This window comes from Paenibacillus sp. LPE1-1-1.1 (assembly GCF_040676435.1).
In the GTDB taxonomy this organism is placed as follows: Bacteria; Bacillota; Bacilli; order Paenibacillales; family Paenibacillaceae; genus Pristimantibacillus.
In genome coordinates this window covers 602,423-614,378 of the sequence record NZ_JBEGHY010000001.1, presented here as the reverse complement: position 1 = coordinate 614,378, position 11,956 = coordinate 602,423, and the positions used below count along the sequence as shown (strand labels likewise).

Annotated in this window: 7 protein-coding genes; all 7 read left to right on the top strand. The window is 46.0% G+C overall.

Going from position 1 to position 11,956, the window contains the following annotated elements:
* Positions 1-79 precede the first annotated feature (79 nt).
* Positions 80-3,226: a glycoside hydrolase family 3 N-terminal domain-containing protein gene (locus MRBLPE1_RS02995; protein WP_364141341.1), complete on the top strand. Its 3,147-nt coding sequence runs from the start codon at positions 80-82 to the stop codon at positions 3,224-3,226.
* A 210-nt stretch (positions 3,227-3,436) separates the two neighbouring features.
* On the top strand, positions 3,437-4,759 hold the full coding sequence (locus MRBLPE1_RS02990) for an ABC transporter substrate-binding protein (protein ID WP_364141338.1): 1,323 nt from the start codon (positions 3,437-3,439) through the stop codon (positions 4,757-4,759).
* A gap of 33 nt (positions 4,760-4,792) precedes the next feature.
* Positions 4,793-5,677 (top strand): carbohydrate ABC transporter permease, encoded by an 885-nt coding sequence (locus MRBLPE1_RS02985; RefSeq protein WP_364141335.1) that lies wholly within the window; start codon positions 4,793-4,795, stop codon positions 5,675-5,677.
* Complete coding sequence (locus MRBLPE1_RS02980) at positions 5,677-6,531, top strand: carbohydrate ABC transporter permease (RefSeq protein ID WP_364141332.1); 855 nt, start codon at positions 5,677-5,679, stop codon at positions 6,529-6,531. The genes MRBLPE1_RS02985 and MRBLPE1_RS02980 overlap by 1 nt, the downstream gene beginning before the upstream one ends.
* 24 nt (positions 6,532-6,555) lie before the next feature.
* Positions 6,556-8,178: a glycoside hydrolase family 5 protein gene (locus MRBLPE1_RS02975; protein ID WP_364141330.1), complete on the top strand. Its 1,623-nt coding sequence runs from the start codon at positions 6,556-6,558 to the stop codon at positions 8,176-8,178.
* A 432-nt stretch (positions 8,179-8,610) separates the two neighbouring features.
* Complete coding sequence (locus MRBLPE1_RS02970; protein ID WP_364141327.1) at positions 8,611-10,395, top strand: sensor histidine kinase; 1,785 nt, start codon at positions 8,611-8,613, stop codon at positions 10,393-10,395.
* Complete coding sequence (locus MRBLPE1_RS02965) at positions 10,370-11,800, top strand: response regulator transcription factor (RefSeq protein ID WP_364141325.1); 1,431 nt, start codon at positions 10,370-10,372, stop codon at positions 11,798-11,800. Before MRBLPE1_RS02970 ends, MRBLPE1_RS02965 begins: the two co-directional genes overlap by 26 nt.
* Positions 11,801-11,956 lie beyond the last annotated feature (156 nt).

Genomic DNA, 11,956 nt, shown 5'->3' with positions numbered 1-11,956 from the left:
TAAACCAAGTTCTGAGAAGCCATCCCGTTTAGGCATATTGCTGTCTCTAGGGATGGCTTCTCCAATATAGGAGGTTGTTATGAATTCCGTAAATATCCGAAACATGTATCGCAAATGTATCTCCATCGCTCTCATTAGCTGCATAGTGGTATCAATGGCATCGGTGTTGCCGACCAGCGTTTCTGCAGCTCTCCTTCCTTACCAGGATCCTGCTCTTTCGATTGAAACAAGGGTTGCGGATCTCTTGTCGCGGATGACGCTGGACGAGAAAGTAGGGCAGATGCTCCAAGTGGAGCGATTAACCGCTACCACAACACAGGTGAAGGATAATTTCATCGGATCCATCTTGAGCGGAGGAGGATCAAATCCGTCACCGAACACTCCGACCGCATGGGCGGATACCGTCGATGCGTTCCAGTCCGCCGCGATGCAAACCCGCCTGCAAATTCCGATTATATATGGAGTGGACGCGGTTCATGGACATAATAACGTCTACGGAGCCACGATCTTCCCGCACAATGTTGGTCTGGGCGCTACTCGGGATGCAGATCTGGTGAAGCGCATCGGCGCAGTAACCGCCAAAGAGGTCCGGACAACGGGAATTCAGTGGGACTTCTCTCCATGCTTGTGCGCTCCGCAGGATATTAGATGGGGAAGGACGTACGAAGGCTTTTCGGAAAATGTTTCTTTAGTCGGCCAAATGGGCGTCGCTTATACGCAAGGTCTGCAGGGTCTTCCGACGGACAGCGGGTTTCTGAAAGGTACTAAAGTGGTTGGCAGCATTAAACACTGGGTAGGGGACGGCACAACTACGAATGGTGACGACCAGGGCAACGTAACCCTGACCGAACAGGAACTGGATCCCTACATCCAACCCTATCGTGAGTCGGTCGCTGCCGGTGCGAGAACAGTCATGATTTCACTGACCACTTGGAATAATATAAAGGCACATACCCATTACCATATGATCACGGAATTGCTGAAACAGGATCTAGGATTTACGGGCATGGTCGTTTCGGATTGGAACGGCACCTATGCACTCGTCAACCAGGGTTATTATTCGAATTATTCGGATGCGCTCAAAGCAACCGTCAATGCGGGCATCGACATGTTTATGGAGCCGGACAACTGGCAGTCTTTTATTTCGACGCTCAAAAACCTAGTCAATACCGGCCAAGTTTCTCAGGCCAGAATCAACGATGCAGTAAGCCGAATCCTGCGTGTTAAATTCGAGGCTGGGATATTCGAATCTCCTTACGCGGATAGAAGCTTGATCAGCGGCGGCACTTTCGGCGGTGGGGAACACCGGGCGGTTGCCCGTGAAGCCGTGCGTAAATCGGCGACGCTGCTCAAGAACGAGGATCATATATTACCGTTGTCCAAAGCTTCAAAAGTATTCGTAGCCGGCACAAAAGCTAACGATATCGGTTACCAGTCCGGAGGCTGGACGATCTCCTGGCAGGGTTCTCCGGGCAGCATTACACCGGGAACGACAATCCTGCAAGGGATTCAAGGCGCCGTTACGAATTCAGCGAATGTAACGTTTTCTACTTCCGGTACCGGTGCAGCCGGAAATGATGTGGCCATTGTTGTCATTGGCGAATATCCTTCGGCCGAAATGGTCGGCGATGTTGGTACAGGGCAACCGAGACCAGATCTGGAGCTCAGTGCGGATGATATAACACTGTTGAACAACGTGAAAAGTTCCGGCGTCCCGATGGTGGTTATCATGCTGTCCGGCAGGCCTATGATCGTGACCAATCAGCTTCCGGATTGGAAAGGGTTCGTAGCCGCATGGCTGCCGGGAACCGAGGGTAATGGACTTTCGGATGTCTTATTCGGCGACTACGATTTCACGGGTAAATTACCGTTGACCTGGCCTAGAAGCATGTCGCAAATCCCGAATAACTCGAACGATACTGATTATTCACCCCTATTTCCATATGGATTCGGTTTAAACACTTCGGCAATGAATACAAAAAAATCTCCTGGAATAATCGAGGCCGAAAACCATAATGCTTCATACGGTGTTCAAACGGAAGCCGCGCTCGACGAGAATGGCGGATTAAGCGTCGGTTATATGGATACGGGAGACTGGCTGGATTACAGAATTAACGTTCCGACTTCAGGGACGTACAAAGTTCGTCTCCGGATGGCGAGCCAAACGGGTCCCGCCAACGCGGTACAATTGAAGAACGGCACATCGCTTCTCGCCACCTATTCCGTACCGAACACCGGCGGTTGGCAAACATGGACGACGCTGTCGCAGAACGTGACGCTAAGTGCTGGCGTCCAGACGCTACGGCTGCAAGCTGCCTCCGGCGGATGGAACTTGAACTGGCTGGAGTTGATCCCGACAACATCAATCCCGAGCGGAAATTTACTGACTAATGCAGGTTTCGAAACGGGCAGCACAACGAATTGGACCTCATGGAATGGTGGGACAAACGCTCAAAGCGTGGATACGGATAATCCGCGCAGCGGTAGCTATAAACTCGTCCATTGGGCAGCAACGGCCTATCAGCAATTGACAAAGCAGACGCTAACCGTTCCGAATGGAACTTACAAATTTAGTGCGTGGGCGCGCAGCAGCGGGGGCCAGAAGAAGCTTAATCTGTTTGCTAAACAGGTAGGTGCTGCTTCTGAGCTAGCCTCGATTATCTCATCCAACGCCGGCGACGGTTGGACGAAGTATACGATAGACAATATCAAAATAACAAACGGTCAAATCGAAGTCGGAGTTTGGGCGGATGCGAACGCAAACAACTGGGCGGTATTCGATGATTTTGAACTGGTTCCTGCGAATCTTTTGAGCAATGGGGGACTAGAATGGGGTAACACGTCCGGATGGACGGATTGGCACGGAGGACCGGCTTCACAGTTGGTAGAACAGGATAATCCGTTTGATGGCAGCTACAAGATGGTGCACTTTGCTTCATCCGCATTTACGCAACTGACGACCCAGACTGTAGCGGTTCCAAACGGAACATACAAGTACAGCGTATGGGTACGCACCGGTGGAGGCTTTAACGTGTTGAAGCTCGTAGCTAAAGGGTATGGCGGTGCGGAACTGAACACACAGATAACAGGAGCCGTGGGCAACTGGACACAGTATGCGATCAACAGCATTCCCGTGACAAACGGTCAAATCGAAGTAGGTATATGGTCGGACGGTAATGCGAACAACTGGGCGACCTTCGATAACTTTGAGCTGACCAAGCCGTAATGGTATGATTTATTATCTTATGAATATGAAAACAAACAAAGCCCTAGAAAAGGGGCTTTGTTTGTTTCGTTTGAGTGTTATCTCGAACTGGAAATCGAAAAGTAAGCGTTATCAATATTGTGCAACAATAGTTGCTAATTGGCTCTAATGATCCTCCTAAAAACTTACCCTATACTAAGGATGTACTAATCACTTAAGGGGGAAAAGACAATGAAGAAAACGTTTTATTTGGGACTTGTAAGCGTTATGTTGATGTTGTCAATTACGGCTTGCGGCACTAACAACACTCAAAACAGTGGAAATGCGGCCCAGGCTACCAATGAAGGAACTTCTGGCGGAAACACGGAAGAACCGAAAAAAGAGGCACAGAAAGTAGAACTGAAAGTGCAAATAGGATCACCGCGTTTCAAGGATCAATTTGAAAAGTATTTTGAACAGTTTAAAGCCAAAGAATTAGCTGAGAAAAATATCAATGTTACGATCGATCTCGAAATGCCTAATCCAGACCAGGCTAAACAAGTTCTTCAAGCGCGCCTGGCTTCCAATGACGCACCCGACATCTTTGATGTACATGCCAACGATCTATCAACGTATGAAAAAGCTGGATATTTGGAAGATCTTACGAGTCAACCGGCAATTGCAACCTTATATGATAGCGTGAAGAATACCGTAACGCTTGACGGCAAAGTTGTAGCCCTTCCGCTTGAGAGCTTGGCATGGGGGTACTTGTACAACAAAAAGATCTTTAGCGATGTTGGAATCACTCCTCCACAAACGCTTGATGAAATGAAAGCAGCCGTAGATAAATTGAATGCGGCTAAAATAAAACCATTCTTGCTTGCTTTCCAAGAGTCATGGGTGCCTCAGCTGATGACAGCTCTTTCCCTTGGTGGAATCATTTCCTCTGAGAATCCGGACTGGATCGAAAAAATGAACAAAGGCGAAGCATCTTATGCAGATGTTCAAGGGATATTCAATATTATCGATCTCATTAATGCAAACGGAACAGATAAACCTTTTGAAGTAGGCAATGAAGCGGGCTCCACTGAATTTGCGAACGGAAAAGCTGCGATGTGGATACAAGGACCATGGAATGCAGAAACGCTTCTAAAAGTAAATCCTGATTTTGAGTTTGGCGTAGCTCCACTCCCGGTTAGCAACAATGCCGCTGGAACGATGATCAACTTGTCGACCTCCACTACGCTTGCCGTATCGAAAACCAGCGAGAATAAAGAAGTGGCGCTTGATCTCGTGAACTATATCTTGGATGAGAAAGATTCGTCTGCATTGTTCCAAGAACTGAAGTTCAATCCAGTGTCGAGCGTTCATCAATACGAAGTATTCCCTTGGGTGAATGAAGCTTCCGAATATGTGGCGCAAGGTAAAGCATACCAAGATCTCAAACTGCCAAATGGCGTTACAGACGAACAAGCCAAATTGCTGCAAAGCTATTTCGTTAAAGAGGTTACCAAAGAGCAATTCATCAGCACGATGGATAAGGCATGGGCAAATGCAGTTAAAGCAGCGCAATAAGAATGACAAACAGGTGACCGGGAGTGACGGATTATGAAATTAACAAAAAAATACAAGCAAACGGTCATCCTTCTCGCCTTCGTCTTTCCGGCATTATTATTCTATGCTGTATTTACCATCGCCCCTACAATCGGGGGCGTGATGTACAGCTTGACGAACTGGAATGGATTGGATCCCACCTATGACTGGGTGGGATTCTCCAATTATACCGAGGCGCTGAAGGATGCTTATTTCATGAAATCAATATGGTTTACATTGAAATATGTAATCTATATGGTTGTGCTGCAAAATGTCATTGCTTTACTCTTGGCAGTCTTTGTGGAATCCAGGCGGCAGAGCAAAGTATGGTTTCGAACTATATTTTTTATGCCGAACATGCTCAGCTTGATCATCGGCGGATTCATGTGGGTGTTCATCTTTACGAAAGTACTGCCATCTTTTGTTGAGTCTACCGGTATCCGCTTTCTAGATCAATCTTGGATCGGTGATCCGGCCTATTCCTTCTATTCCATCATCATCCTTTCATTATGGGGCGGGGTAGGGTATCAAATGGTCATCTATATCGCCGCTTTGCAAGGTGTACCCGTGCAGTTGAAAGAAGCAGCAGCTATAGATGGTGCCAGCGGAGTTCAGATCTTTCGCCATGTTACGTTCCCCATGATATATCCGGCGCTAACAATCGGTATTTTCCTAGCGCTTAGCACTTCATTTAAAGTGTTTGACGCCGTATTTGCATTAACCGGAGGAGGGCCGGGAAGGTCAACGCAGGTAATCGCCATAAACATTGTGGAAGAAGCTTTTCGTTTCAACCAGCGGTTCGGATATGCCAGCGCTAAAGCTATTATCCTATTCTTGATCGTCCTCTTAATTACACTCATCCAATTGTTGATTATGAAGAGAAGAGAGGTAGAGGCATAATGGCACAGAGGCATTCGAACAATAGACCAATCGGGCGCGGAGCCGGAAATGCTTTTATTTTTCTTGTATTAATAATTGCTTCTATTTTTACTCTTTTCCCCATTTACATGGCGCTATTAAATTCTTTTAAACCGGATGGGGAAATGCTGACGAATGTATTGTCGTTTCCCACACGATTGGATTTCGGAAACTATGTTGATGCATACCACAAAATCGATTATCTGAACAGTTTTGGGAATACCATAGTCGTAACGATTATCGGGGTAGCAGGAATCATCCTTTTTGCTTCCATGGCCGGATATAAGATGTCGAGGACGCCTGGGAAGGTAAGCAGTTTTCTGTTTGGATTATTTGTCTTATCGTCATTAATCCCGTTTCATTCCATAATCATTTCGTTGGTCAAAATCGCTAAGGAACTGAAAGTGCAAGGAACATCATACGGACTGGGATTGATTTATATTGGTTTGGGGGTAGCTCTCGCGATATTTCTTTACCATGGATTCGTAAAATCGATTCCCAGGGATCTGGACGAAGCTGCCTTGATGGATGGATGCGGTGAATTTCGGCTTTACTTTTCTATTATCTTGCCATTGCTTCTGCCAATAACGGCAACAGTAGCTATTTTAAATGCTTTGTGGATGTGGAACGATTTTCTTTTGCCGCTGCTTATGTTAACAGATTCCAAATATTATACACTTTTGATTTCTACGAACATGCTATTTGGCGAGTATAACAACGACTGGTCGGCCATTCTATCCTCTTTGGTGCTGACGATGCTGCCGATTATTGTCTTGTATCTGCTCCTGCAAAAATATATTTTAAGCGGTATAGCAGAAGGTGCAATTAAAGGTTAATAGGAAAGGAAGAGGATGCAGACGATGGAAAAATCCATAGAGGTACAAGGTTTCGTAAAAGCCTTTGGCAGAAAAATCATTAACGGCAACGGCCAAGAAATCCTGTTTCGGGGCGTCGGCTTCGGCAGTTGGATGCTGCCTGAAGGCTATATGTGGCGGTTTCCCGATCAAGGTGACCGTCCTCGCCGAATCGAACGCATGATTAAAGAACTAGTCGGAGAAGAAAAATCCGCACAGTTTTGGGATATCTATTACGAAAATTATATTTCGGAAAAAGATATACAAAAAATCGCGAGCGAAGGATTCAACTCCGTTCGTGTACCGATAAGTGTCAGATTCCTTATCGAGGATGGAGAACCGTTGCGTCTTATCAATGGACGTATCGAGATCATTGACAGAGTTATTGACTGGTGCCGTGAACACTCGCTTTATGTCATCCTTGATTTACATGGTGCTCCCGGTGGACAAACGGGTACGAATATCGACGACTCGGAACATGATAAGCCGGAATTATTCATGGATGATAAGAATAAACGATTAACGGTCGCATTATGGAAATTGCTCGCGGAACGCTATAAAGAGGAATGGATCGTCGCAGGATATGACCTGCTGAATGAGCCGCTTCCGCAATGGTTCTCGGAATATAACGATCAAGTCATGCCGCTTTATAAAGAGATCGTGAACGCCATCCGAGAAGTGGATGACCGGCATATGATTATTTTGGAAGGTGTGCACTGGGCTACCGATTGGTCCATTTTCGACGAGAAGATTGACGACAATCTCATGCTGCAATTCCATAAATATTGGAGTAACCCGGATACGGAAAGCATACAGTCATTTTTGGACAAACAGAATGAGTGGAACGTTCCGATTTTCATGGGCGAAGGCGGGGAAAACAACTGCGATTGGTTTGCAGGCGTATTTCGACTGTATGAAGATCACGATATATCCTGGAACTTCTGGACATGGAAAAAGATGGACTGTACCAATTCTCCTTGTTCAGTAAATATGCCATTTAGCTGGAAATTGCTCGTTGACTATCTGGAGGGTGGAAAGAAACCGGATGCGGAAACCGCAGAGAGGATCCTGTGGGAATACCTAAACAATTTGTTGTTTGAACATTGCGTGTATCGATCAGAGGTCGTTCATGCTTTATTCCGGAGGCCTCCAGTTCGTATTCCTGCAATCTTTTATGGTTACAAAGGTGAGGGTACAAGTTTCGGCATTGGGAAACCATGTGATAAGAAGATTGGTTTTAGAGTAAATGACGGAACGGATATCCGATTTGTTGAAGAACAAAGAGATAAACCTCATTTTCAACATATGAAGGGTGAAGAATGGCAGACGGATGAGCTTTTATATGTACAACTTGCCCCAAATGATTGGCTTGCCTATGAATTTACTGTTCCATCCTTCAGTTCCACGTTTGAATTTACTTTAGAATTATGCTTTCGAATGGAAGAGTTTGGGGCAATTGAAGTTACTGTGGATGACGATCTTATCGGTATAGCCGATACGTGTGGAGATTCCTGGCAGACAATTAAACTGCACGAACATTTCTATGCCAACGATGGTCTGCATCGGTTAGTTTTGAAGGCTAAAGGACAGCCTGCTGCAATGCAATGGCTTCGTATCGTACCCGTTTAGAAATATAGCAGTATCACTCTCTTTGCCATATTCAGACTTATTAAAAATTAGTCAGGATCTCGATGAATTACTAAACATCCATTTCAGAATAAAAAAAATTCTAAGAGAAATAAATAAGATCCCTGCCTGTAAAGGCCGCTGACATTTAATGTTAGCGGCCTAATTAATTTTTTTGGGAAACGGGATGGGCGATAATTCAATACGTTACTTGCTCAAGTTTACCGGAAAGCTTATGTACTATATAAGTTTCTTGAATTATTTGGATGTCTCAGGTGTATCGGCTGCTGCTTATGGCATGGCATAATCTAACTCTAGTGTCTAGTGATTCACATTGTATAACTAGAATGAATCGCTTACAATAGTATCGCAAAGGGCCTAAGAATGTGGAATGTACACATTTATCCTCAAAACGAAGACAAGGGTGTCGATCGGATGAAGCGTTTTATAGCAAAGCTCGGAATTATATCGTTTGAGAGTTTAACCTTAAAAAAGAGAATCATTCTAATTTTCGCTGCAAGCACGATCATCCCGTTCCTTTGTACCGCGCTGGTCTCTAATCATGCGATTACTTTAATTTTGAGCAAAAACTTAAATTCCGGGGTTCAAAGCAATTTGCATCAAGTCCAATTATCATTGGAGACGACCATAAGCAATTTGAATCATGTATCGCAGCAATTGGCTTATCCGGGCAGCGTCGGTATGATGCTGGAGCAGTATTTATCCGCAACCCAGCAGTATCAGAAAGCCGTCTTAATTGAAGATATTCAAACGGAGCTGAATCTGATTACGTTCACGAATCCGTCTACAAACTTAGTCATGTACTATTTTAAGAATGAAGATAGCTATTTGTTTCAAAACAATGCCATAAGAGATGATTTCTCGTTAAGTAAGCTGCCTATGCTTGCCTCCTATTACGGGATCACTTATTACGGTCCGCATATTAGCAACAGCATGTATAATAATGAGTTCGTGCTCTCCGCGCTGCGGCGGGTGGATGTTCCTGGCCGTGAAGGTATTTACGTCTATATAGAATCAGGCTTTAAACTGACGCAAAGTATTCTCGAAAGCGATCGAATCGGCAAAAACTCGTTTCATCTCATTCTCGATAACGATGGCCGAATCGCCTACAGCGAGGCCGGTAGCATCTTTCCCCAGAACGGCTATTTTTCTCCGGACGGCAAACCGTCCGATCATGCGGTGGACGGGGATTCCGGACTAATGAACGGCTATTATTGGTTTAAGGGCACAAGCAACCAGGGCTGGAGCGTAGTGTCGCTTATCCCGAAAGAGGATTATAACGAGGAGAAAAACCGCTGGATCATAAAGATGATCTATTTGTTTGCTTTATTTACGAGTATTGGTCTCCTTCTCGCTTGGCTGCTATGGAAGATGGTTTATAAGCCCTTGAACCAGTTTAATATGGAGATGAAAAACGTGATCAGCACACGCATTCAGTCTCCAGTGGTTCGCACCACTATCCCTGAATTCAATTATCTGCTAAAACAGTTCCATAATATGAAGAATCAAATCGCAAACCTGTTTCAGGAGGTGGAGCAGAAGGAGAAACGAAGAGCTGATCTTGAGGTGGAGAAGCTGCTTTACCAGATAAATCCGCATTTTCTTATGAATACGCTGGATACGGCCCATTGGCTGGCCGTGATGAACGGGCAGAAGGAAATTGACCGTTTGGTGCTGTCCTTAAATAAGCTGCTACACTATAATCTGGGCAAACTAGGCCAGAAATCTACCATAAGAGAAGAAATTGATTCGCTCAGGCAGTACCTCATTTTGCAGCAAATCCGTTATGATTTTGCTTTCGACGTACGGATTGAAGTAGAGGACGATGTGCTGGATGCAGCGGTACCCCGTTTTATTTTGCAGCCGCTTGTGGAAAATTCACTGTACCACGGTCTAGATGACGATGGCTATATTCAGGTAGACGTAAAGCAGAAAGAACATATTGAGATTACGATCCAAGATAACGGGGCGGGGATTTCGCAAGAGAAAATTGAGGAGCTGCTGAACGAGCCGAAAAACCCGCAGGAGAAGGTCGGCATGGGGATCGGTATGAGCTATGTCAAACGGATGCTTGAGTCCTATTATGAGGGTCATGCGAAGCTGGACATTGTAAGCGAAATTTCCAAAGGCACAACCATACGCCTTACATTACCTTTCAGGGAGGTGAGCCAAGATGATGAACGTGTTGGTCGTGGATGACGATAAACTGGTAAGAAAAGGGCTGATTTCGGCGATGCCCTGGCATGATTTTGATATGCATGTTATTGGAGAAGCTAAAAATGGCGAGAAGGCGCTTGAATTTCTGGCAGCTGCGGAGGTCGATTTACTGCTGACCGATTTGGCGATGCCGATCATGTCCGGGCTTGAATTGATGAGAGTCGTACGCAAGCAGTATCCGCATATCTTTATCGTCGTTCTAACCCTGCATCAGGATTTTGAATATATACAGGAGGCCCTGCGCCTTGGGGCGATTGACTATATTGCCAAGGTTCAGCTTGAGGAGGAGAACTTCGAGGAGGTACTGGGGCGGATTTGCGGACGTATAGCCGAGGAGCAGGCGAAGCTGGAGGCGCAGGAGAAAGAGCGGGGCAATGAAGCGCTCCGTTTGGATACAGGGTATGCGATGATCACCGTCGCGCCCGAGGACAAGGAGTTGGAGCGGTCAAACGTACCGATTCCGGCCGGTCAAACGACAGAACGCGAGATCATGCCTCATTTAAGATTGTGGCTGCCGGCCGATGAACAGGCTGCTACCCAGATTGGAAAGCAATTAGCCGAGGCGGCAGCGGATCATCCGGAGCTATGCCTTCTGGAGCTAAGCGGCTTGGAGGGACAGGCCATCTCAAAGGCAGAACGACTGCTCATTGCGTACAAAGCCAGCGGCTTCTTTTATGATTATCGAGAGGATATCAAGATTTATTCATTGTCCGTTTCTCATATAAAGGAACAGCCGACTGAGGTGGACAAAGCATCCCTTTTATCCGTACGGGAGAAAGGCTTGTCATTGGAGTGGGTCCACAAGCCAGCGCAATATGAGCAGCTTGTCGAGCAATTGTATGAGCTGCGAATGCCTTCTTCTCAGCTTGTGAATGAATTAAACCAGTGGATCGTGGAGTGGAATCGGATTTATCAGCCGGCATCTTCAAGCAGCCTTGAACCGCCGGCTTCGATGGACGCTTGGGTACACATTGAAGATTGGCTGGGGAGGACCCGACAGCTTCTGCTCGTGGCATTAGGCAGATCTCTTTATTCGTCAGACGTACAGGATTGTATCGTAAAGGCCGTGCAGCTCATACATGCCGGTCTTGCCGAACGACTGAATGTGATAAGCATTTGCCAGCAGGTAAACATGAGCCGGAGCTATTTCAGCCAATGTTTTCGGGACATTATGGGCGCAACCTTCAATGATTATGTAAGGCAGCTTCGCGTAGACAAGGCGAAGGAGTATTTGACGAAGACCAATAAGACGATCTTTTGGATCGCCGAGCATACGGGCTACGCGGATGAGAAGTATTTCAGCCGGATTTTCCGCAAGCATACAGGGCTGCTTCCAAGCGAATTTCGGCAGCTTCGCCGCGAAGGTGAACAATCGTCCAAAACTTAGGGAGACAAATGTCCGATCGCTCTAAAATCCGCGATTGAGGCCACAAAATTAGAGCATTTCCCCACCTTATTATGAGACCGTACTCTAACCATGAGAACGGTCTCATTATGCTATTGTAAGAGTAAGAAAAACATCAACGCGAAAGAAGGGGTGCAA

Coding starts and splice junctions, on each gene's coding strand:
- MRBLPE1_RS02995 (WP_364141341.1), top strand. CDS start 80: ATGAATTCCGTAAATATCCGAAACATGTATCGCAAATGTATCTCCATC.
- MRBLPE1_RS02975 (WP_364141330.1), top strand. CDS start 6,556: ATGGAAAAATCCATAGAGGTACAAGGTTTCGTAAAAGCCTTTGGCAGA.
- MRBLPE1_RS02965 (WP_364141325.1), top strand. CDS start 10,370: ATGATGAACGTGTTGGTCGTGGATGACGATAAACTGGTAAGAAAAGGG.
- MRBLPE1_RS02970 (WP_364141327.1), top strand. CDS start 8,611: ATGAAGCGTTTTATAGCAAAGCTCGGAATTATATCGTTTGAGAGTTTA.
- MRBLPE1_RS02980 (WP_364141332.1), top strand. CDS start 5,677: ATGGCACAGAGGCATTCGAACAATAGACCAATCGGGCGCGGAGCCGGA.
- MRBLPE1_RS02985 (WP_364141335.1), top strand. CDS start 4,793: ATGAAATTAACAAAAAAATACAAGCAAACGGTCATCCTTCTCGCCTTC.
- MRBLPE1_RS02990 (WP_364141338.1), top strand. CDS start 3,437: ATGAAGAAAACGTTTTATTTGGGACTTGTAAGCGTTATGTTGATGTTG.